Origin of the sequence: Burkholderia multivorans ATCC BAA-247 (assembly GCF_000959525.1) — a bacterium.
Classification (GTDB): domain Bacteria; phylum Pseudomonadota; class Gammaproteobacteria; order Burkholderiales; family Burkholderiaceae; genus Burkholderia; species Burkholderia multivorans.
The window spans coordinates 1,372,942-1,394,602 of sequence record NZ_CP009831.1 but is presented as its reverse complement, the minus strand read 5'-3'; the positions used below and the strand labels follow the sequence as shown (position 1 = coordinate 1,394,602).

The window sequence follows — 21,661 nt, the reverse complement described above, 5'->3', positions numbered from 1 at the left end:
GCGAGCCGCGTGTCGCGCGCGCGCGGACTTGCGTGCGCTACCGCCCCGACGTTTCAGCTTCGATACGACCTTCTTCCCACAGCGCCCAGAACCGGCTGCCCGCACGATACGGATTCGCGCGGCCGGCCGCGTAGTCGGCGACGCCTTGCCGATACGCGCCGTACAGCGTCAGCGGCGGATTGTCGACGCAGCAGGCTTCCCGAGCGGGCGTGCGGCGTCCGGACACGAGGCGGCGGATCAGCGATGCGCCGTCGATCACGTCGAGTTCGTCGATCGTTTCGCGGCGGCTCATCACTTCGACGGTATTCATGGCAGCACTCTCCGGCAGTCTGTTTCCCGTGATGAAGCAATAACGGTGCCAGAGAGAAATGCGGCGCACTGCGCCGATCGTGCAGCCTTCTGCACGTAACGTCGCGGCGTATCGCGGGCGATGTTACGGAACACGTCACGTGACATCGGCACGCGCCGCGCACGCGAAAAGCGTTTCGAAACTGAAACAGTCGCGCGCGGCGCGGTCAGTTTGCGGCGGCCGGCGCGACGGGCCGGCTGCCGCTCGAATAGAATCGATAGCGGCCCTTGCCGGCAGACTTCGCGTCGTAGAGCGCGCTGTCGGCCTGGCGGATCAGCTCGTCAGGCGTGCCGTGCCCGTCGTCGAGCGCGATGCCGATGCTGATGCCGAAGCGGACCGTCTCGCCGATCGACAGCGTGTACGGCGCCGAGATCTGCGCAATGAGCTGCGCGGCGACGCGCGAGCACGCGTCCATCGTCGTATCGTCGACGGCCACGACGAACTCGTCGCCGCCGATGCGCGCCGCGAGCGTGCCGTCGCGCAAGGTGCGGCCGAGCCGTTCGGCGACCTGCGTGAGCAGCTCGTCGCCGGCCTGATGGCCGAAGCGGTCGTTGATCGCCTTGAAGCCGTCGAGATCGAGATACATCACCGCGACCGCCGTGTCGGGCCGGCGCGGCCGCGACAGCATCCGTTCGAGCTCCGCATGCAGCTCGTGCCGGTTCGGCAGCCCCGTCAGCGCATCGTGCCGCGCGAGGTGGCGGATGTGCTGTTCGGTCAGACGCCGCGCGGTCACGTCCTCGACGATGATCACCGCGTTGCCGTCCGGCACGCGATGGCGCGTCAGTTCGAGCTGCCGGCCGCTCGCGAGCGTGATGTCGAACGGCGCCGCGTCGTGTGCGAGCCAGTCCGCGCAGCGGGCCGCGAGAACGGCCGCGTCCGGCTGCGCAGCGTCGGTGCCGAGCGCTGCGACGACGTCCGGCAGCGGCGTATCGAGCATGATGTCGCGCGGCGAACCGAACAGATGCGCGGTGCGCCGGTTCGCGACGATCACGCGGCTGTCGCCGTCGATCATGCAGAGGCCGTGCGGCATGTAGGTGAGCGCGGCGTCGAAGCGCGCGACGAGCTCCGCATTGCGCTGGCGGGCCGCGATCAGCGCGACGAGCACGCGGTAGTGGCGTTGCACGACGGTGCGCATCGCGGCCAGATAGATCGCGAGCGGCGGCACCAGCAGCCACGCACCCGGCCGCTCGGCGAGCAGCGCGCCGACGCCGATCGGCAGCACGCCGAGCGTGACCTGCGTCATCGCGAGGCGCGGCAGCGCCGAATTGCGCGACGCGATGCCGCCGAACACGCCGCCCGCGATCATCACCGCGAGCGTGCCGAGCTCGACGTCGGCCGCATCGACGCAGCCCATCGCGCCGAGGCCGAGCACGAAGCAGGCGAGCAGCGACACGGGCGCGTAGCGCATCGCCCAGTATTCGGCGCGATCGCGGCCGGCGTTGCGCTCGACCACGTAAGCGCGCGCGATCGCGAGCCGCGCGGCGAGCAGCCCGACGTCGAGGACGAGCCAGAGCGCACACCAGAGTTCATGCAGACGAAGCAGCGCAACGGCCGCGACGAAGCCGCTTGCGAGGCCGGACAGCGCCATCGGCCGCACGTCCTCGAACAACGTGACGAGCATCGACGGACGCAGCGCGTCCGTCACGCAGTGGTTGCCGGACGGGGGAGTGGCGAGAACGGAGTGCAGGAGACGTGCCCTGACTGCCATGGTTATCGACCTCGACACGATATCGCGATGGCTGGCGGATCCGTGCACGGGGCCGGGTGCCGGCAAGCCGGGATGCGCACGACATTACCATGAACGCGCGCCGCGCGGCGCACCGGTGCTTGGCCGTTCGAACGGCTGCCGCACGCGAAGAAAAGACGCTTGCGGCGCCGCGCGCGCAGCGGCACGATCGTTGTCCACGGGACGATATGCGGCGCATGGCCGGCACGTCCGCACACGCTTGCGATCGATGCCGCGACCGCACGCCGCGCCGCGGCCGAATCTCGTTATAAGAAATTCAATAACTATTGCATGTGAAAAATACTATAGGCGATATCTCGTAAAAAATGCCAGAATGCGCGCCGCTCCGAACGCCGCGACATCCGATCGCCGTACGAGCCGCATCAGGAGGTTCCCCCCAATGAAAAACCACGGCCTGTCACGGCGGGGTTTTCTGAAAGCCAGCGTGCTGGCCGGCGTTGCAGTGTATGTCGCGCCGCTGGGCAGCCGCGCATTCGCGGCGCTCTTCGAAGAAAAACTCCTCACTCCGGTCAAATGGGATAGCGTCACCGGCATCCCCCGATTCCGCATCGACGGCATGGCGAAGGTCACGGGCTCGAAAGTGTTCGCCCGCGACGTGCGTGCCGCCGACATGCCGCACTGGCCGCAGCAGCAGTCGCATGCGCTGATCCTGCGCGTCACGCAGGCGGACCGCATCTACGAAGGATTCGACCTGTCGCGGCTCGGCGACGAACTGAAGCCGGACCGCGTCGTCACCGCCGACGATCTCGCGCGCGACGGCGTCGCATTCCCGGCGTTCTACGGCGAGGACATGCTGCTGCCCGCCGGCAAGACGCCTGCCTATCTCGGCCATGCGGTCGCGATCCTGATCTATCACGACTTCGCGCGCTTCCGCTTCGCGAAGAACGCGCTGAAGTTCCGCGACGACGTGATCCGCTACGGCGCCGTCACGGGGCCGCTCGAGCGCGATCCGTGGGGCACGTTCCGCTACGTGCGCGTGGGCGGCAAGACCGCGTACGACGACGATGTCTATTCGAGCCTGAAGGACGCGCCGATCTTCCCGAGCCAGATGCGCAAGCATCAACCGGTCTGGCCCGACGGCAAGGAACACGGCAAGCTCGACGAGCAGGGGATGTTCCATGCCGGGCAGATCGCGGCGGAGCTCGAGCATCCGTCCGCGGACTGGCTCGTGTTCGATCGCGAGTACAGCACGCAGTCGGTCGATACGGCCGCGCTCGAGCCGGACAACGCGAACTGCTGGTACGACGCCGCGACGCAGTCGCTGCATCTGGTGGTCGCAAGCCAGTCGCCGCTCGAGGTCGCGGAGAACGCGGCCGCGATGGTCGCGAAATGCCGCTTCCCGGTGAAGAAGCTGTTCGTGCATCCGTGCTACACGGTCGGCTACGGATCGAAGGATCACTGCAACGTGCCGTTCTACGGGCTCGTGTGCGCGCTCTATGCGGACGGCCGTCCGGTGCGTTTCGCGAACGACCGCTACGAGCAGTTCCAGACGTCGCTTAAGCGTCACGCGTTCCGCATGCATTACCGGATCGCGGTCGACCGCAATACCGGCTTGCTGCAGTCGTTCAAGGGCGACTTCGAAGCGAACGGCGGCGGGCGCTCGAACTTCTCGCCTTCGGTCGCGATGGTCGGCGCGACGGCCGCGCAGTCGATCTACTACTTCCCGAAAAGCGATCTCGCGGCGGTCGCGATCGCGTCGCGCGCGATCGACGCCGGGTCCGCGCGCGGCTACGGCACGCTGCAAAGCATGGCCGCGACCGAAATGGCAATCGACGAGATCGCCGCGCAGCTGAACCTCGATCCGATTGATTTCCGTCTGCGCAACGCGCTGCGCTCCGGCATGAAGAACACACAGGGCGCGATTCCGGCCGGCGCGTTGCGCGTCGACGAAGTGCTCGAGCGCGCGAAGCAGCACCCGCTGTGGACGCGGCGCGCCGCGCGCAAGGCCGAATTCGAGGCCGCGAATCCCGGCAAGCGCTACGGCGTCGGCTTCGCCTGCGTGCAGAAGGACTTCGGCACCGGCGCCGAAGCATCGTTCGCGAAGGTCGAGTTCGACGAGAACGGCAAGGTCACGCTGCATCACACGGCCGCCGAGATCGGCACCGGGATGTCGACGTCGCAGGCGGTCGCGGTCGCGAAATGGCTCGGCCGCCCGGCGACCGACGTGCGCGTCGCCGTGACGGAATGGCCCGATCTGCCGGTCGAGACGAGCGGCGACCCGTACACGATGTCGCAGGCCGACCAGGATCGCCTGAGCGCGAATCCGCGCTGGTCGCCGAGCTATGCGTCGCCGTCGAGCGCGACGAACTCGGCGTTCTACTTCACGCACAGCACGCGCGAAGCCGCGCGCGCCGTATTCCGCTACGGCCTGTGGCCGGCCGCGATGTCGATCTGGTCGCGCGGCCTCGGCGGCGGTCAGGCCGCGCCGTACACGGTACGCATCGAAGACGCGCGCTGGGTCGACGGCAAGCTGACCGCCGACGGGCTCGAGCCGCTCAGCTTCGAACAGCTTGCGAAGCAGGCGCATGCGCTCGGCCTGCCGACGGGCGCCGTCGTGCACGTGTTCAACCGCTGGCAATGGACCGACGCCGACTTCGAAATCGGCGGCACGGTCGAGCGTTTGCCGATCGACGGGCTGTCGCTGCGCATCGGTGCGCCGAAGACGGGCGACGAGCACGGACCGGTACCGGGCACCGCCGTGCCGGCCGGCGCGACCGCGGTGCGCGGCACGCTGCCGCCGACCGCGAACGGCTATCGCGTGCTCGACCGCAAGCGCGTGTTCATTCCGCCGATGAGCCGCAACAACGCGGCCGTCACGTACTACACGGCGGTCGGTACGCTCGTCGAGCTGGCCGTGCACGAAGCGACCGGCAAGGTCGAGTTGCTCACGCATCACTCGATCATGGAATGCGGCAACCAGATTTCGCCGCAGCTCGTATCGGGCCAGTTGCAGGGCGGCCTCGCGATGGGTATCGGCCACGCGCTGCACGAATATCTGCCGCTCTACGAGGACGGCCCCGGCAACGGCACGTGGAACTTCAACCGCTATCAGCTGCCGCGCGCGACCGACGTCGCCGTATGGACGCAGACGGGCGACGTGCTGCCGCCGCTGTCGGAGACCGATCCGCCGAAGGGCGTCGCCGAAGTCGTGATGATTCCCGTCGTCGGCGCGATCGTGAACGGCATCGCACACGCGATCGGCCATCGTTTCACCGATCTGCCGGTGACCCCGCAAAAGATTCAGGAGGTGCTCGCATGACGACCGCCCAAACCGCCGCGTCGGGCGCGAGCGCCGCCGCGGCAGCGACCGGCGCGTCCGCGCCGAACGCGGCTTCGGCCGCACCCGCTGCGGCCGCCGTCGAGCGTCCGCTGGTCCGCTTCCAGCAGAAGCCGCTGTCGGTCAACATCAACGGCAAGGCCGTCGGCCCGATGCAGGTGCCGGAAGGGCTGATGATGATCGAGTTCCTGCACGAGTATGCGGGGCTCACGGGCTCGCGGCTCGGCTGCGGGCAGGGGATCTGCCACGCGTGCGTGGTGATTCTCGACAAGCCGGACGGCACGAGCGAGGAAGTGCGCACCTGCATCACCGGCGCGCATTTCTTCCACGGGCGCGCGATCCGCACGGTCGAAGGCCATGCGAAGCGCAACGAAGCCGGCGAAGTGGTCGAGCTGTCGCCGATCCAGCAGAAGTTCCTCGAGCACTTCAGCTTCCAGTGCGGCTACTGCACGCCCGGCTTCGTGAACGCGGCGACGGTGCTGATCGAGCGGCTGAAGCGCGAGCCGGTCGCGAAGGCCGACGTCGAGCGCACGATCACCGAGGCGCTGAACGCGCATCTGTGCCGCTGCACGGGCTACGTCCGCTACTACGAAGCCGTGAAGGACGTCGTGATGACGACGCCGGGACTCGTGAAGGACGCCGCATGAAACGTACACTCGCTCATCGTATCGCGCGCTTCGCCGGCTTGCCTGCGCTCGCCGCGGCGTGCGCACTGACGCTCGCCGCGTGCGGCGGCGACGCTCCGGCGTCGACGGCCGGCTCCGGCGCACCGGGCGCGGACCAGATCGCGCGCGGCCGCTATCTGGTGAAGGCGGCCGACTGCGCCGCATGTCATACCGCGAAGGACGGCGCGCCGTTCGCGGGCGGCGCGAAGCTCGATTCGCCGTACGGCACGTTCTACGGATCGAACATCACGCCCGACAAGGATCACGGGACCGGCCGCTGGAGCGCGGACGACTTCTATGCGGCGCTGCACGACGGCAAGGCGCCCGGCAAGCGGCTCTATCCGTCGATGCCGTACACGTCGTACCGGCAGCTCACGCGCGCGGACACCGACGCGATGTACGCGTACCTGATGACGATCAGGCCGGTCGCGCAGGCCAACCGTGAGCACGAGCTGAAGTTCCCGTACAACCTGCGGTTCGGGATGGCGTTGTGGGACCTTGCGTTCCTGAAGGACAGCCTGCCGGACGCATCGACGGGCCAGTCCGCCGACTGGCAGCGCGGCCGCTATCTGGCCGGCGCGCTCGGCCACTGCGCGGAGTGCCACACGCCGCGCGCGTTCACGGGCCAGCTCGACGGCGCGAAGCCGTTCGCGGGCGCTGCGCTCGGCCGCGTCGCCGCGCCGGACATCACGCCGGCCGGCCTCGCAGCGCGCGGCTGGACCGGTGCCGACCTGCAGACCTTCTTCGGCGTCGGGATCGCGCCGCAAGGCTCGGCGTTCGGCGAGATGTATCCGGTCGTGCACCTGAGCACGCAATACCTGACGAAGGACGACCTGCGCGCGCTGTCGGTCTATCTGCTCGGCGACACGCCGCCCGCGCCGCAGCCCGTGAAGCCGGTATCGGCCGATGCGGCCCAGCTCGCGGCCGGCCGTTCCGTCTATGTCGCCGTGTGCGCGGGCTGTCACGGGCTGAGCGGCGAGGGCAAGCCGCACGTCGCGGTGCCGATGGCCGGCAACTCGACCGTGCGTCAGCACGATCCGCGCAACCTGCTCGTCGCGGTGCTCGACGGCATCGACGAACAGAAGTTCGCCGGCGTCGAGAACATGCAGGCGATGCCGGGCTTCGCCGGCACGCTCGGCGACGAGGAAGTCGCACAGCTCGCGAACTATCTGCGCGCGACATGGGGCGGCCAGCCGGCCAGCGTCACGCCGGCCGACGTCAAGGCGATGCGCTGAACCGTGCGGCGATGCAGCGTGCGGGCAGGCCGGTTGCCGGCCGCCGCGCGCTGTGCGCCCGACATCTCGACGGCGATGCGTCAGTAACCGCCGCCGCCACCTCCACCGCCGTTGCCTCCGGAGCCGCCGTAGCGGCTCATGCCGGGCCCCTGCGCGGGGCCGCCGCCCGACGACGTACAGCCCGCCGACAGCACGAGCGCGAGCGCCGCGATCAGCGCCGCGGCCAACGTTGCCGATTTCATGTCGATCTCCTTTCGGTGCGCAGTCCGCCGGACGACGCCGGTTCGTGCGAACCGGGCGTCTGGACGATCACAGAACGACTTGGCGCCGGCCGTTATTCCATTGTTTTTGCATATCGCGCCGCGGCACGCGCACGGCGTCATGCATCGCGCGGTGCGTCCTCGCGACCGTTGCGCAACCTCGCAACGTGGTCGCCGCAGGACGATATCTGCATCGGAAGTGGAGCTCGATCTGCCGTTGGCGTAGGCGACGCGTTGCGACGCGGCGGCTCGGGAGGGCCGCCACGCTGGCGCGAACGCGGCGGCAGACACGGCGCGATCAACGATAGACGAGATCCGCGCGGCGGTTTTGCGCCCACGCGGCTTCGTCGTGACCGAGCGCGACCGGCTTTTCCTTGCCGAGGCTCACGGCTTCGAGCTGCGACGCCGGCACGCCGAGCGTTTCGAGCGCGCTCATCACGGCCTGCGAGCGGCGCTGGCCGAGCGCGAGGTTGTATTCGGACGTGCCGCGCTCGTCGGTGTTGCCCTGGATCAGCACGTGACGCGACGGGTGACTGCGCAGGTAGTTCGCATGGGCCTGCAGCAGCGACTGGTCCTCGGGCTTCACCGTGTAGCTGTCGAAGTCGAAATACACGCTGCGCTTGGCGAGCGGGCTGTTCGGATTGTCGAGATCGTCGGCCGTCACGGTCGTGACGGCCTCGCTCGACGGCGTCGGCGCCATCCCGGTGTTCTCGGGCGTCTTCGCGGCCTGATGACAGCCGCCGAGCAGCGCGAGCGCTGCAATGACCGCAAACCGATTCGTTTTGCTCATCCTTTTTCTCCTGCGGTTGACTGCGTTGACAGCGGGCGCGCGAGACCCACGCGACATGCTTTCGCAAGCCGGCGGCACACGATCTGAAAGACTGTGACGATCGGCGTGCCAGATCGCGATGCTGCTGCAATCAGATTAGGAAAAATGTCACAGCGTGACCAGTTTCTCCGTCATTGACCGAGACGATGGACGAGAAAGGATGCGCACGCAGGCATCGTACGTTGCCGCACGCGCTCGGGAACGAACGTTGCATGACGAGGCCCGGCGCGTGCGCGGCGCGCTTCAGAACTTGTGCCGCAGCCCGAGCGCGACGACGACTTGATTGCCGTTCGCCGACGGCGTCAGCGTCCAGACGGTCGCGTTGAACGCCGGATTGCCGTTGCCGCCGCTCACGCGCTGATATACGCCTTCGAGATAGACGTCGGTGCGCTTCGAGAACGCGTAGTCGGCCTGCGCGACGAGCTGGTTCCACTTCGGGCGAGTCTGGCCCGCGCGCGTATCGAAGCGGCCCATCGTGTAGGTGTAAGCAGCCGATACGCTGAAGGCGGCGGTCGCGAAGTAGCGCGCATCGACCGAGAAGTTGTCGAACACGAGCGATTCGCCTTTCAGCGGCGCGATGCCGCTGCCTTGCAGCACACCGGTCACGCCGTCCGTGGCCGAATGCGACCACGCGGCGCCGACCGAGTGCGGGCCGAACGCATAGCGCGCGGCGAGCGCCCAGATCTGCTGGTTGCCGCCCGTGATCGTCGCCGAGCCGTCGACCGTGCTGAGCGCGCCGTCCGGATTCGGCGCATGGCGGTCGCGGCTGATCTTCAGATAGCCGGCGCCGAGCTTCAGTGGGCCGTTCGCATACGACAGCCCCGCGCTCCACGCGGCATTGTTCGAAAACGCGCCGGCCGTATTCGAGAATCCGTACATCGCGCCGAACGTGAGCCCGCGATAGGTCGGGCTCGTGTACTTGACCGCGTGGTTGATCCGTAGGTTGCGATTCGAGTCGTCGTTGTCGTACGGATGGACGGCGAGATTGCCGCCCCAGCCGGGCCCCGACGCGCCGAGCGGCGTCACGAAGTCGAGAATCAGGTCGTACTGGCGGCCGAACGTCAGCGTGCCGGCCGTGTTCGAGCGCACGCCGATCCATGCCTGCCGGCCGAACAGGTCGACGCCTTTCTGCGACAACGCGCCGGTCGTGCCCGAGAAGCCGTTCTCGAGCGTGAAGATGGCCGAGAGACCTCCGCCGAGATCCTCGCGGCCACGCAGTCCCCAGCGCGCCGCATTCAATGCGCCGCTCGTCATCGCGACGCTGCCGCTGCCGGGCGAGCCCGCGCCATGCGTGCGCTGGTTGTTCGCATAGGTGATCGACGTGTCGATCAGCCCGTACAACCCGACGCTGCTCTGTGCCTGTGCGGCGGTCGGTGCGATGGCCGCCGTGCAGGCGGCGACGAGCGCGCCGGCGATCCCGTTGGTCCGGCGCGCGCGACGCGTCGATGAGGTCGTGCGGCCACGCGTGCGCGCGCGCGGGGTGGTCTGATTGGAATGCATTGTGTGTTCTTGTCGTTGGCCCGGCGCGAAGCCGGCAGGCGCGTCGGCGGCAGACCGACGGATCGAGCGCGCATTATTGAAGATCGCCCGACGCGCGATTAAGCGGCTGCACAGGAAAGGTCTTCTGCACGATCTCGCACAATCGTGTGCGGCGCGCATGCGTCGCTGGATGCCGTGTGCGACATCCGGCGCAGAAAGGGAAGGGGGCGGAGGGCGTGCGCTGCCCTCAGGTCGATGGCCGGACGCGGCGCGCCGCGCGAACGATCGCGGCCTGCGACGGCGCGCGGATTACGCGGCCGTACCGCGCGCGGCGATTACGCGCGCACGGCGACGCGATAGCGCGTCGTCTGCCGATACGTATCGCCGGGCCGTACGATCGTGGCGTCGGCGAGCTCCGCCATGTTGATCTGATTCGGAAAGCAGCCGGCCTCGACGCACAGTGCCGCATGCCGCACGCAGGTCGTGCCGCCGCTGACGCGCAGGCCGTCGAGATAGTTGCCGGTATAGAGCTGCAGCCCGCATTGATCGGTCGACACGGTCAGCTCGCGGCCGCTTTCCGGATCGTAGATGCTCGCCACCGGCCGCACGCCGTGCAGGTCGTCGCGCAGCACGTAGCAGTGGTCGAAGCCGCGGCCGCGCGCAAGCTGCGCGTGCGGCCAATCGAGGCGCGCACCGAGCGGCGCGCTTTGCCGGAAATCGAACGCGGTGCCCGTCACGTCGGCGCGGCCGGTCGGAATCAGCGCGTCGTCGACTTCGAGAAACGCGTCCGCATCGATCCTCAGCACGTGGCCGCGCACGTCGCTGCCCGCGCGGCCGCTCAGATTGAAGTAGCTGTGATTCGTCAGGTTCAGCGGCGTCGGTGCGTCGCTCGTGCCCGTGTAGTCGATCGTCAGCGTGCCGTCGTCGTCGAGCGTATAGCGCACTTGTACGCTGACGTTGCCGGGAAACCCCGCATCGCCTTCGGGCGAATCGAGCCGCAGCGTAAGGCCGCCGCGATCGTCGATCACGTCCCAACGTTCGCGATGAAAACCGCTTGCGCCGCCGTGCAGCAGATTGCCGTTCTCGTTGCGATCGAGCGGGTAGTCGATGCCGTCGAGCGTGAAGCGCGCGCCGGCGATCCGGTTCGCCCAGCGGCCGACCGTCGCGCCGAGATACGCGCCGGACGCGAGATAGTCGGCCGGCGTGTCGTGCGCGAGCACGATGTCGGCGAAGCGGCCGGTGCGGTCGGGCGCGAGCCACGACACGACGGTCGCGCCGAGGTCGCTGACGACGACGCGCATCCCGTGCGCATTGCGCAGCGTATAGCGCCGCACCGGATCGCCGCCGGGCAGCGACCCCCACGGCTCGGACGGAATGCGGGCGACGTCGGACGCGGTACGGGAAGAATCGGTATCGAAGGTCATGAGTAGTCGGTCGTCGACGATGAGCGTCAGTGCGCGGACACCGCGCGTTCCTGGTATTCGCGCGGCGTGCAGCCGAGTTCGCGCCGGAACACCGCATACATGTACTGCAGCGACGTGAATCCGCAGCGGATCGCGACCTCGGCGCTCGATGCATTGCGGCTCGCGAGCAGCGCCTGCGCGGCCTCGAGCTTGTGACGCAGGATTTCCTGATGAACGGTGCGCTGCAGTTCGCGCCGGAAGTGTTCTTCGAGCAGCGAGCGCGACACGCCGACATAGTCGGCGACCTGCTCGGTCTTGATGCCCTGGCACGCGTACTGGCGGATGAAGTGCCGCGCCCGCATCACGTGCGGACTCGCGACCGGCTGATGGCGCGTCGATTCGAGCACGTTGATGCCGACCGGCGGCACGAGGATGCGCTGCCCCGGAAAGCGTGCGCCGCGCAGCATCCGGTGCAGCAGGTGCGCGGCCGTGCGGCCCATCTCCTCGGTGCCCTGGATCACCGACGACAGCGGAATGCGCGTCAGCGTGCGCGTGAGCGGATCGTTGTCGATCCCGATGATCGCGACCTGCTCGGGCACCGCGATGCCGGCGATCAGGCACGCCTGCAGCAGATGCCGCGCACGCGCGTCGGTCACCGCGATCACGCCGACCGGCTTAGGCAGCGCGTTCAGCCAGTCGATCAGCTGCTCGATCGCATGGTTCCAGCCGGACGCCGTCGTCGGCAGCCCGCGGTAGATCGGCGCGTCGAGGCCGTCCGCGCGCGCGAGCCGGTCGAACGCCAGCTCGCGCTGCTGCGCCCAGCGGTTTTCCTGCGCGGCCGGCAGGCTGTACATCGCGAAATGCGGCAGCCCCGCGCCGATCAGATGCGTATAGGCGAGCGACACGAGTTTCGGATTGTCGGTCGCGATGTACGGGACGCCGTCCGGATAGTGGGACGGATCCTCGTAAGACGAGCCCACCGCGACGATCGGCAGCGGCGAGCCGGCCAGCGCGTCGGCGACCGCCGGATCGTCGAAATCCGCGATGATGCCGTCGCCGTCGAAGCGCTCGATGCCGGCGAGCCGGCAGCGGAAGTCGTCTTCGAGGAACAGGTCCCACACGACGCGCGTCGAGTGCAGGTACTGGCCGATCCCGCTGATGATTTCGCGGTCGTAGACCTTGTTGGCGTTGAACAGCAGCGCAATGCGGTGCGGTGTCGGGGCGGAACGGGCGCGGTTCATCTCGGTCTCGGGGCCGGCGCCGCGGGCGCCGTGCCGTTGTCTCCTGGGGCGCGCGTCCGGCGGGCGGCGCGCGACGGTTCGATGTCCGGCGATTGTAGGACGGAATCCGCGTGCCGCGCGCGCGGCTGGCAAGAAACGTTAAGCGTGCTGCGCAATTTCGCAATTGCCGGCCGGCAGGCGCACGGGCACGATCCTGCCAGACCGCAACCCGGCGCCGCGCGTCGACGCGACGCACGCTGCGCTGCAACAAGACACCGGACGGAGACGCCATGTCGTATTTCGAACACATTCCCGCGATTCGCTACGAAGGGCCGCAGTCGGACAACCCGCTGGCCTATCACCACTACGACCGCACGAAGCGCGTGCTTGGCAAGACGCTCGAGGAACATCTGCGGATCGCCGTCTGCTACTGGCACACCTTCGTGTGGCCCGGTCACGACATTTTCGGGCAGGGCGCATTCCGGCGGCCATGGCAGCAGCCGGGCGACGCGCTCGAGCGCGCGCGGCAAAAGGCCGATGCCGCATTCGAGTTCTTCACGAAGCTCGGCACGCCGTTCTACACGTTCCACGACACCGACGTCGCGCCGGAAGGCGACAGCCTGCGCGAGTACGTCGACAACTTCGCGCGGATGGTCGACTATCTCGGCGAGCGCCAGCAGGCGAGCGGCGTGCGGCTGCTGTGGGGCACCGCGAACCTGTTCTCGCATCCGCGCTTCGCGGCGGGCGCCGCGACCAACCCGAACCCGGACGTCTTCGCATGGGCCGCGACGCAGGTGCGCCATGCGCTCGACGCGACGCACCGGCTCGGCGGCGAGAACTACGTGCTGTGGGGCGGCCGCGAAGGGTACGAAACGCTGCTCAATACCGATCTGAAGCGCGAGCGCGAGCAGTTCGCGCGCTTCCTGTCGATGGTCGTCGAGCACAAGCACCGGATCGGCTTTCGCGGCGCGCTGCTGATCGAGCCGAAGCCGCAGGAGCCGACCAAGCATCAATACGACTACGACGTCGCGACCGTGCACGGCTTTCTCACGCAATACGGGCTGCAGGACGAGATCCGCGTGAACATCGAGGCGAACCATGCGACGCTCGCCGGTCATTCGTTCCATCACGAAATCGCGAACGCGTTCGCGCTCGGCGTGTTCGGCAGCGTCGACGCGAACCGCGGCGATCCGCAGAACGGCTGGGACACCGATCAGTTTCCGAACAGCGTCGAGGAGCTCACGCTCGCGTTCTACGAGATCCTGCGTCACGGCGGATTCACGACCGGCGGCATGAACTTCGACGCGAAGGTGCGACGTCAGAGTGTCGATCCGGAAGATTTGTTCTACGGACATGTCGGCGCGATCGACGTGCTCGCGCTCGCCGTCGAACGCGCGGCCGTGCTCGTCGAGAACGACCGGCTCGAAGCGATGCGCCGGCAGCGCTACGCGCAGTGGGACGACGCGTTCGGCCGCAAGATCCTGTCGGGCGGCTATACGCTCGAATCGCTCGCGGCCGACGCGCTCGCGCGCGGCGTGAACCCGCAGCATGCGAGCGGCGCGCAGGAGCGGCTCGAGAACATCGTGAATCAGGCGATTTACGCGCTGCGCTGACGCCATGTACATCGGACTCGATCTCGGCACGTCGGGCGTAAAGGCCGTGCTGCTCGACCGCGACGGCACGGTGCGCGCGAGCGCGACGCGGCCGCTGACGGTGAGCCGGCCGCAGCCGCGCTGGTCGGAGCAGGCGCCGCACGACTGGTGGGACGCTGCGTGCGGTGCGCTCGCGGCGCTCGTCGCCGATGCACGTGCGGCCGGCATCGACGCGCGCGACATCGCCGCGCTCGGGCTCACGGGCCAGATGCACGGCGCGACGCTGCTCGACGCGCGCGGCGACGTGCTGCGTCCCGCGATTCTCTGGAACGACGGCCGCGCGGATGCGGAGTGCGCGGAGCTCGAACGCGCGGCGCCGTCGCTGCGTGCGGTCGCCGGCAACATCGCGATGCCGGGCTTTACCGCGCCGAAGCTGCTGTGGGTGCGCCGCCACGAACCCGACGTGTTCGCGCGGATCGCGCACGTGCTGCTGCCGAAGGACTATCTGCGCTACCGGTTGACCGGCGCGTTCGCGACCGATCCGTCGGATGCGGCCGGCACGCTGTGGCTCGACGTCGCGAAGCGCGCGTACGACGACACGCTGCTCGCGGCCTGCGGACTGTCGCAAGCGCAGATGCCGGCCGTGTTCGAAGGCAACCGGATCACCGGCATGCTGCTGCCCGACGTCGCGCGCACGCTCGGGCTGCGCGAGATTCCGGTTATTGCGGGCGGCGGCGACAACGCGGCCGGCGCGGTCGGCGTCGGCATCGTGCGGCCCGGCGATGCGCTGCTGTCGCTCGGCACGTCGGGCGTCTACTTCGCGGTGTCGGACGGCTTTCGCGCGAATCCCGAATCGGCGGTGCACAGCTTCTGCCATGCGTTGCCCGACACGTGGCACCTGATGTCCGTGATGCTGAACGCGGCGGGCTGCATCGACTTTGCCGCGCAGCTCGCCGGCTACGACGGCGTCGCGGCGCTGCTCGCGGATGCCGAGGCGAACGCGCGCGATGCGCGCCCATGGTTCCTGCCTTACCTGAGCGGCGAGCGCACGCCGCACAACGACGTCAATGCGAAGGGCGTGTTCTACGGGCTGACGGCCGATACGCGGCGCGCCGATCTCGCGAACGCGACGCTCGAAGGCGTCGGCTTCGCGCTGCTCGACGGCATCGACGCGCTGCATGCGGCGGGGCTCGTGCCGGACGGCATCACGGTAATCGGCGGCGGCTCGCGCAGCGCGTACTGGACGCAGATGCTCGCCGATCTGACCGGCCGCGCGCTGACGCTGCGCGCGGGCGGCGACGTCGGCCCGGCGCTCGGTGCCGCGCGGCTTGCGCGGCTCGCGGTCGAACCCGATGTGCCGCTCGACATCGTGTGTCCGCAGCCGCCCGTGCTGGCGGTACGCGAGCCGGACCGCGCGCGCCATGCGTGGTATCGCGACGTGCGGCGGCCGACGTTTCGCGCGTTGTATCGCGCGCTCGAACCCGTATTCGCGGCCGGCGCGTGACGCACCGTTCGCACCGCCGGAACTCGGGCCGCCGGCGGGGCTGCCGCGCGATGGCGCGGGGCCTGCAATGGCTCGAAGCGGGCGGCGCATTCCGGCGCCCGCCCGGCGTATCGAGGTAGTCCAATAAAGAGGAGTGGAGACATGAGATCCGTGACGCGTCGTACCGTATTGAGTTCGCTCGCCGGCGCCGCAGCGCTGGCGGTCCTCGCGCTTGGCGCGCCGCTCGCGCACGCGAGCAAGGACAAGCCCGAGATCGGCTTCTGCATCGACGATCTGCGCGTCGAGCGCTGGTCGCGCGATCGCGACTATTTCGTCGCCGCCGCGACGAAGCTCGGCGCGAAGGTGTCCGTGCAGTCCGCCGACGCGAGCGAGGAGCGGCAGATCTCGCAGATCGAAAACCTCATTTCGCGCGGCGTCGACGTGATCGTGATCGTGCCGTTCAATTCGAAGACGCTCGGCAACGTCGTCGCGGAAGCGAAGAAGGCCGGCATCAAGGTCGTGTCGTACGACCGATTGATTCTCGATGCGGACGTCGACGCATACATCTCGTTCGACAACGAGAAGGTCGGCGAGCTGCAGGCGCAGGGCGTGATCGACGCGAAGCCGAAGGGCAACTACTTCCTGCTCGGCGGCGCCCCGACCGACAACAACGCGAAGATGCTGCGCGCCGGCCAGATGAAGGTGCTGAAGCCCGCGATCGACCGCGGCGACATCAAGATCGTCGGCCAGCAGTGGGTGCCGGAGTGGAGCGCATCGACCGCGCTGCGGATCGTCGAGGATGCGCTGACCGCGAACAACAACAAGATCGACGCGATCGTCGCGTCGAACGACGGCACCGCGGGCGGCGCGATCCAGGCGCTCGCCGCGCAGCATCTGGCCGGCAAGGTGCCCGTGTCGGGGCAGGACGCCGATCTCGCGGCCGTCAAGCGCGTGATCGCCGGCACGCAGACGATGACCGTCTACAAGCCGCTGAAGCTGATCGCCGGCGAAGCGGCGAAGCTCGCGGTCGATCTCGCGAAGGGTACGAAGCCCGCGTACAACGCGCAATACGACAACGGCAAGAAGAAGGTCGACACCGTGCTGCTGCAGCCGACGCTGCTGACCAAGCGCAACGTCGACGTCGTCGTGAAGGACGGCTTCTACACCCAGGCGCAGCTGGCGAGCCAGTAAGCGGCGCGACGCGCGCGGCCGGCCGCGGGTGCCGGGTGCGGCCGCGCGCACACTGCGAGGCACGAACGTATGACCGAACCCTTGCTGACGATGCGCGGCATCGTCAAGGATTTCGACGGCGTGAAGGCGCTCGACGGAATCGACCTGACCGTGCGGCCCGGCGAATGCGTCGGGCTGTGCGGCGAGAACGGCGCGGGCAAATCGACGCTGATGAAGGTGCTGTCGGGCGTCTATCCGCACGGCACGTGGGAGGGCGAGATCCGCTGGGAAGGTGCGCCGCTCGTCGCATCCGGCGTGCGCGATACCGAGCGCGCGGGCATCGTGATCATTCACCAGGAGCTGATGCTCGTGCCCGAACTGTCGGTGGCCGAGAACATCTTCCTCGGCAACGAGATCACGCTGCCCGGCGGGCGCATGCACTATGCCGAGATGGTGCGACGCGCCGAGGCGCTGCTGCGCGAACTGCGGATCGACGCGATCAACGTCGCGCAGCCCGTGATGAACTACGGCGGCGGCCATCAGCAATTGATCGAGATCGCGAAGGCGCTGAACAAGCGCGCGAAGCTGCTGATTCTCGACGAACCGTCGTCGTCGCTGAGCGCGTCGGAGACGCGCATCCTGCTCGACATCGTCCGCGATCTGAAACGGCGCGGCGTCGCGTGCGTGTACATCTCGCACAAGCTCGACGAGGTCGAAGCCGTCTGCGACACGGTCACCGTGATCCGCGACGGCCGCCACGTCGCGACCGAGCCGATGCGTGCGCTGACGACCGACCGGATCATCTCGATGATGGTCGGCCGCGAGATCCGCAACCTGTATCCGCGCGAGCCACACGAGATCGGCGACGTCGTGCTCGATGTGCGCAACGTGACCTGCTACGACGTGACGAACCCGCGCCGCAAGCGCGTCGACGACGTGTCGTTCAGCGTGCGGCGCGGCGAGATCCTCGGCGTCGCGGGCCTCGTCGGCGCCGGGCGTACCGAGCTGATGCAGGCGATCTTCGGCGCGTATCCGGGCGCGTGCGCGGCCGACGTACGGATGAACGGCCGGCCGCTCGCGATCCGTGCGCCGGGCGATGCGATCCGCGCGGGCATCGCGATGGTGCCCGAGGACCGCAAGCGGCACGGCATCGTTCCGCAGCTCGGCGTCGGCCACAACATCACGCTGTCGGTGCTGCGGCGCTTCGCGGCGCGCGGGCGGATCGACGAGGCCGCCGAACTCGACGCGATCCGCACCGAGATGCAGCGGCTGTCCGTGCGTGCCGCGCATCCGTTCCTGCCGATCGCGAGCCTGTCCGGAGGCAATCAGCAGAAGGCCGTGCTGGCGCGCATGCTGCTCGCCGACCCGCAGGTGCTGATTCTCGACGAGCCGACGCGCGGCGTCGACGTCGGTGCGAAAGCGGAGATCTACCGGCTGATCTTCGCGCTTGCGAAACGCGGCGTCGCGCTGATCGTCGTGTCGTCGGAGATGCCCGAGGTGCTCGGGCTTGCCGATCGCGTGCTCGTGATCGGCGAGGGCGAGCTGCGCGGCGATTTCGTCAACGACGGCCTGACGCAGGAACAGATTCTCGGCGCCGCGCTGAAAGCCGGCCGGCGCCCGACCGAACCCACCGCAACGAGTGCGACATGAATACCGAACTGTCTTCCTCTTCGTCTTCCGCCGGCGCGCCGGGCGGTGCGCCCGGTGCCGACGCGCGCCGCGGCGCGGGCCGGCCGCTGCGGCAGATCTTCGTCCGCTACAAGGTGCTCGCGCTGCTGTTCGCGGTCGCCGCGATCTGGCTGTTCTTCTCGGTGCTGACCGACGGCGCGTTCGTTACGCCGCGCAACGTGTCGAACCTGCTGCGGCAGATGTCGATCACCGGGATGCTCGCGTGCGGCATGGTGTTCGTCATCATCGCGGGCGAGATCGACCTGTCGGTCGGTTCGCTGCTCGGGCTGCTCGGCGGCGTCGCGGCGATTCTCGACGTGAACCGCCACTGGCCCGTAGCCGCGACCGTGCCCGCCGTGCTCGCGCTCGGCGTGCTGATCGGGTTGTTCAACGGCTGGTGGTCGACCTATCGGCGCGTGCCGTCGTTCATCGTCGGGCTCGGCGGGATGCTCGCGTTTCGCGGCGTGCTGCTCGGCGTGACCGGCGGTTCGACCATCGCGCCGGTCTCGGACGGCTTCGTGTTCATCGGGCAGGGCTATCTGCCGCGCGCCGTCGGCGACGGCCTCGCGCTGCTGCTGTTCGCGCTCGTCGCGCTGCTCGTCGTGCGTCAGCGCGGCACGCGGCGCCGCTACCGGCTCGCGGTCGCGCCGGTGTGGCAGGACGCGGCGAAGGTCGTCGGCGCGGGTGCCGTGCTGTTCGCGTTCGTTGCGACGCTCGACCGTTACGGCGGCATTCCGGTGCCGGTCCTGCTGCTGCTCGCGCTGCTCGGCGTGTTCTCGTGGATCGCGACGCAGACCGTGTTCGGCCGGCGCATCTATGCGGTCGGATCGAATCTCGAGGCGACGCGGCTGTCCGGCGTCGACACCGACCGCGTGAAGCTCGCGATCTTCGCGCTGATGGGGCTGATGTGCGCGTTCGCGGGGATCGTGAACACCGCGCGGCTCGCTGCAGGATCGCCGTCTGCCGGCACGATGGGCGAACTCGACGCGATCGCCGCGTGCTTTATCGGCGGTACGTCGATGCGCGGCGGGTCGGGCACCGTGTACGGCGCGCTGATCGGCGCGCTCGTGATGGCGAGTCTCGACAACGGGATGTCGATGCTCGACGTCGACGCGTACTGGCAGATGATCGTCAAGGGCGCGGTGCTGGTGCTCGCGGTGTGGATCGACGTCGTGTCGCGATCGAACCGGCGCTGAGACGTGGTGGGCCGCGAACGATGCGACGTGCGTGCGCAGAGCGGTCGTGCGCACGCACGCATCGCGCTAGGACCGGTCGCGATTGCGTGCGCGCGTCGCGCCCGTGATCACGGCGATGCCGAACAGGATGACGGCGACGATCTCGATGATGTGCTGCGACACATGCAGCGTCATCAATCCCCATGCGACGCCGCCGATGAAAATGATCCATCCGACCAGGTAGATAAGCAGAGTCATCGTTTTTCTCCTTGCGGTTCGGGTTCATCGTGTTCGGCGACGGCCGCGGCGGCGCCGTCGTCGGCCGTCGCCGCCGCGTGTGCATGCAGGCCGAGGCGCTCCATCAGACGCTGCGCGTCGAACGGCGCGTGCGTTTTCGCATCGTTGTCGAAATAGCAGTACACGTCGCGCGTCTGCGCGCGCGGCGGCGGCAGTTCCGGCGCGGCGAGCCGTGCGTCGGCAGGCTGCGTGCCGCGGCGCCATGCGTCGATTCGGTTCGCCCAGCGGTCGAGCGCGGCATCCGAGTATTCGCCCGAATATTTCGTTTCGGTGCCGTGCAGCCGCATATAGACGAAATCCGCGCTCAGATCCTCGAACTGCGGCCATGGCTCGGTCGAATCCGACACGACGAGTGCGACCTTGTGGCGGCGCAGCAGCTTTATGAACGCCGGATCCATGAAGCTCTCGTGGCGCACCTCGATCGCGTGACGCAAGCGGCGCTTGCGGTCGATCCTGAGGTAGGGCGTCTTCACGCGCGCGTCATGCCGTTCGGCGAACGCGAGCGCCGCTTCGGTATCGTGCGGCAGCAGTGTCAGGAAGCGCTCGATGTGCTCCGCGTCGAAGCGCAGGGAGGGCGGGAACTGCCACAGGATCGGGCCGAGCTTGTCTTTCAGCGCAAGCACGCCCTGTGCGAAGAAGTTGGCGGCGCCGACCGTCGCCGCTTCGTCGCGAAAGCGCAGCAGATGCGTCAGGTAGCGGGCGCCTTTTACGCTGAACGTGAATCCCGGCGGTGTCTGTGCGTACCAGTGCTGCCAGCTGTCCAGCGATTGCAGGCTGTAATGCGTTCCGTTGATTTCGATCGTCTGCATCAGGCTCGACGCGTAGCGCAGCTCCGCTGCCTGCTTCAGTCCTTGCGGGTAGAACGTGCCGCGCCATCCCGCGTAGCGCCAGCCTGAAATGCCGATTCGAATCTCGCCTGATGTCTTTTTCACGTCGATGTTCGAATGTCGATGGGGTCTCGATCGGGATCAGGTGAGCAAGGGTCGTTCCTGGGACGGCATGCGGGGCGGGCACCGAGTGCGCCTGCATTGGGTCGCGCGTCGCTATGCGGGCTTCGAGCGCCCACGCGGCACGGGGCTTGCCGTGGCGCTCGAGGTACGCGCGTGTCGCCTCGAAGTAGCTGAACGTCGACTCGGTCGCGGTGAAGTGCAATTGCATCAGCCGGCTGGCCGCGTCGTCGACGTACACCAGCAACGTGCATTGCGGCGCCCGATCCTCGAACCACGCATGCTCGCTGCCGTCGATCTGGATCAGCTCGCCCAGGCACGCGCGTCGCGCCCGCGGCTGGTAGACCTTCGGCGGACGCTGCCGGCGCGGAATCCACAAGCCAGCGTCCGTCATCAGCCGCCGTACCGTTTCCTTGGCGAGCGGGACGCCGTGGCATTCCCGGAGCTCGTCGCAGGCCAGCGTCGGCCCGAAGTCGGTATAGCGTTCGCGGATGATCGAGAGTGCCCGGTCGGCCGTCACGGCGTCCAATCGGTTATTGCTGGGCTTCGCGCGCCGCTGCGACACGAGACCTTGCGGCCCGTGCTCCCGCAGTCGGCCAACCAGTCGCCGAATCTGCCGCGTCGTCAGTCCGAGTCGCTCGGCCGCGCGCCACGGCTTGAGCTTGCCGTCCGCCACGTCCTGAATAACCTTGAATCGGTCCAGTTCTCGCATCGTCATCGTGATCCGTTCTGTCGCAGCCATCGAAGCTCCCGGCGCCGGACAACCGGCGGCCGGATAGCTTACGCGGCACGAAAGCGGACATTACAACTTAGCCGCTACAACCGTTTGGTGTGATAATTCACCTTATGTCAAATTATGAATCTC

At 68.4% G+C, this 21,661-nt stretch carries 17 protein-coding genes and 1 pseudogene; 8 read left to right on the top strand and 10 right to left on the bottom strand.

Annotated elements, in window-relative coordinates; translation table 11 throughout:
- Positions 1 to 37: 37 nt before the first annotated feature.
- A complete protein-coding gene (locus tag NP80_RS08445; RefSeq protein ID WP_006403506.1) occupies positions 38 to 310 on the bottom strand; it encodes a hypothetical protein in 273 nt (90 codons plus the stop codon).
- Positions 311 to 515: 205 nt separating this feature from the next.
- Positions 516 to 2,057, bottom strand: coding sequence for a sensor domain-containing diguanylate cyclase (locus NP80_RS08440; RefSeq protein ID WP_167338149.1), 1,542 nt, complete (start codon positions 2,055 to 2,057; stop codon positions 516 to 518).
- A 418-nt stretch (positions 2,058 to 2,475) separates the two neighbouring features.
- Here NP80_RS08440 and NP80_RS08435 point away from each other — a divergent pair, with 418 nt between their 5' ends.
- The 3 genes from NP80_RS08435 to NP80_RS08425 are packed head-to-tail and all read left to right on the top strand — an operon-like array spanning position 2,476 to position 7,273.
- A complete protein-coding gene (locus NP80_RS08435) occupies positions 2,476 to 5,355 on the top strand; it encodes a xanthine dehydrogenase family protein molybdopterin-binding subunit (protein WP_006409060.1) in 2,880 nt (959 codons plus the stop codon).
- Entirely contained in the window at positions 5,352 to 6,020 is a 669-nt protein-coding gene (locus NP80_RS08430) for a (2Fe-2S)-binding protein (RefSeq protein ID WP_006397024.1), read from the top strand. The genes NP80_RS08435 and NP80_RS08430 overlap by 4 nt, the downstream gene beginning before the upstream one ends.
- Positions 6,017 to 7,273, top strand: a complete 1,257-nt coding sequence (locus NP80_RS08425; RefSeq protein ID WP_006409873.1) for a cytochrome c — start codon at positions 6,017 to 6,019, stop codon at positions 7,271 to 7,273. The genes NP80_RS08430 and NP80_RS08425 overlap by 4 nt, the downstream gene beginning before the upstream one ends.
- Positions 7,274 to 7,353: 80 nt before the next feature.
- Here the strand turns inward: NP80_RS08425 and NP80_RS31395 are convergent, their stop codons facing one another.
- The 5 genes from NP80_RS31395 to NP80_RS08400 form a co-directional block, all read right to left on the bottom strand.
- Complete coding sequence (locus NP80_RS31395; protein WP_006409870.1) at positions 7,354 to 7,515, bottom strand: hypothetical protein; 162 nt, start codon at positions 7,513 to 7,515, stop codon at positions 7,354 to 7,356.
- Between the two features lie 316 nt (positions 7,516 to 7,831).
- Positions 7,832 to 8,323, bottom strand: a complete 492-nt coding sequence (gene pal / locus NP80_RS08415) for a peptidoglycan-associated lipoprotein Pal (RefSeq protein ID WP_006409874.1) — start codon at positions 8,321 to 8,323, stop codon at positions 7,832 to 7,834.
- Between the two features lie 282 nt (positions 8,324 to 8,605).
- Positions 8,606 to 9,862, bottom strand: a complete 1,257-nt coding sequence (locus NP80_RS08410) for a porin (RefSeq protein ID WP_035946595.1) — start codon at positions 9,860 to 9,862, stop codon at positions 8,606 to 8,608.
- Positions 9,863 to 10,176: 314 nt separating this feature from the next.
- The gene (locus tag NP80_RS08405; protein WP_006403515.1) at positions 10,177 to 11,265 is read right to left on the bottom strand and encodes an aldose epimerase family protein; all 1,089 of its coding nucleotides are present in this window, start codon (positions 11,263 to 11,265) and stop codon (positions 10,177 to 10,179) included.
- Between the two features lie 26 nt (positions 11,266 to 11,291).
- On the bottom strand, positions 11,292 to 12,485 hold the full coding sequence (locus tag NP80_RS08400; RefSeq protein WP_006403516.1) for a XylR family transcriptional regulator: 1,194 nt from the start codon (positions 12,483 to 12,485) through the stop codon (positions 11,292 to 11,294).
- Positions 12,486 to 12,754: 269 nt separating this feature from the next.
- Between NP80_RS08400 and xylA the strand changes: the two genes are divergently transcribed.
- From xylA to NP80_RS08375, 5 genes are all read left to right on the top strand, one after another.
- Positions 12,755 to 14,077, top strand: a complete 1,323-nt coding sequence (gene xylA / locus NP80_RS08395) for a xylose isomerase (RefSeq protein ID WP_006409872.1) — start codon at positions 12,755 to 12,757, stop codon at positions 14,075 to 14,077.
- A 4-nt stretch (positions 14,078 to 14,081) separates the two neighbouring features.
- Positions 14,082 to 15,560, top strand: coding sequence for a xylulokinase (gene xylB, locus NP80_RS08390; RefSeq protein WP_006409867.1), 1,479 nt, complete (start codon positions 14,082 to 14,084; stop codon positions 15,558 to 15,560).
- Positions 15,561 to 15,701: 141 nt separating this feature from the next.
- Positions 15,702 to 16,730 carry a D-xylose ABC transporter substrate-binding protein gene (xylF, locus tag NP80_RS08385; protein ID WP_006397036.1) on the top strand — a complete coding sequence of 343 codons (1,029 nt, stop codon included), beginning with the start codon at positions 15,702 to 15,704 and terminating at the stop codon, positions 16,728 to 16,730.
- A gap of 69 nt (positions 16,731 to 16,799) precedes the next feature.
- Positions 16,800 to 18,359: a D-xylose ABC transporter ATP-binding protein gene (gene xylG, locus NP80_RS08380; RefSeq protein ID WP_006409871.1), complete on the top strand. Its 1,560-nt coding sequence runs from the start codon at positions 16,800 to 16,802 to the stop codon at positions 18,357 to 18,359.
- Positions 18,356 to 19,573 carry a sugar ABC transporter permease gene (locus tag NP80_RS08375; protein ID WP_006397038.1) on the top strand — a complete coding sequence of 406 codons (1,218 nt, stop codon included), beginning with the start codon at positions 18,356 to 18,358 and terminating at the stop codon, positions 19,571 to 19,573. Before xylG ends, NP80_RS08375 begins: the two co-directional genes overlap by 4 nt.
- A gap of 66 nt (positions 19,574 to 19,639) precedes the next feature.
- Here NP80_RS08375 and NP80_RS31390 read toward each other — a convergent pair whose 3' ends face one another.
- The 3 genes and pseudogenes from NP80_RS31390 to NP80_RS29070 all read right to left on the bottom strand — a co-directional run.
- Positions 19,640 to 19,810: a hypothetical protein gene (locus NP80_RS31390; RefSeq protein ID WP_006397039.1), complete on the bottom strand. Its 171-nt coding sequence runs from the start codon at positions 19,808 to 19,810 to the stop codon at positions 19,640 to 19,642.
- The gene (locus tag NP80_RS08370; RefSeq protein ID WP_006408874.1) at positions 19,807 to 20,781 is read right to left on the bottom strand and encodes a DUF72 domain-containing protein; all 975 of its coding nucleotides are present in this window, start codon (positions 20,779 to 20,781) and stop codon (positions 19,807 to 19,809) included. The genes NP80_RS31390 and NP80_RS08370 overlap by 4 nt, the downstream gene beginning before the upstream one ends.
- A 127-nt stretch (positions 20,782 to 20,908) precedes the next feature.
- Positions 20,909 to 21,538, bottom strand: a pseudogene (locus NP80_RS29070) (ISNCY family transposase); the annotation flags it as partial.
- Positions 21,539 to 21,661: the final 123 nt, after the last annotated feature.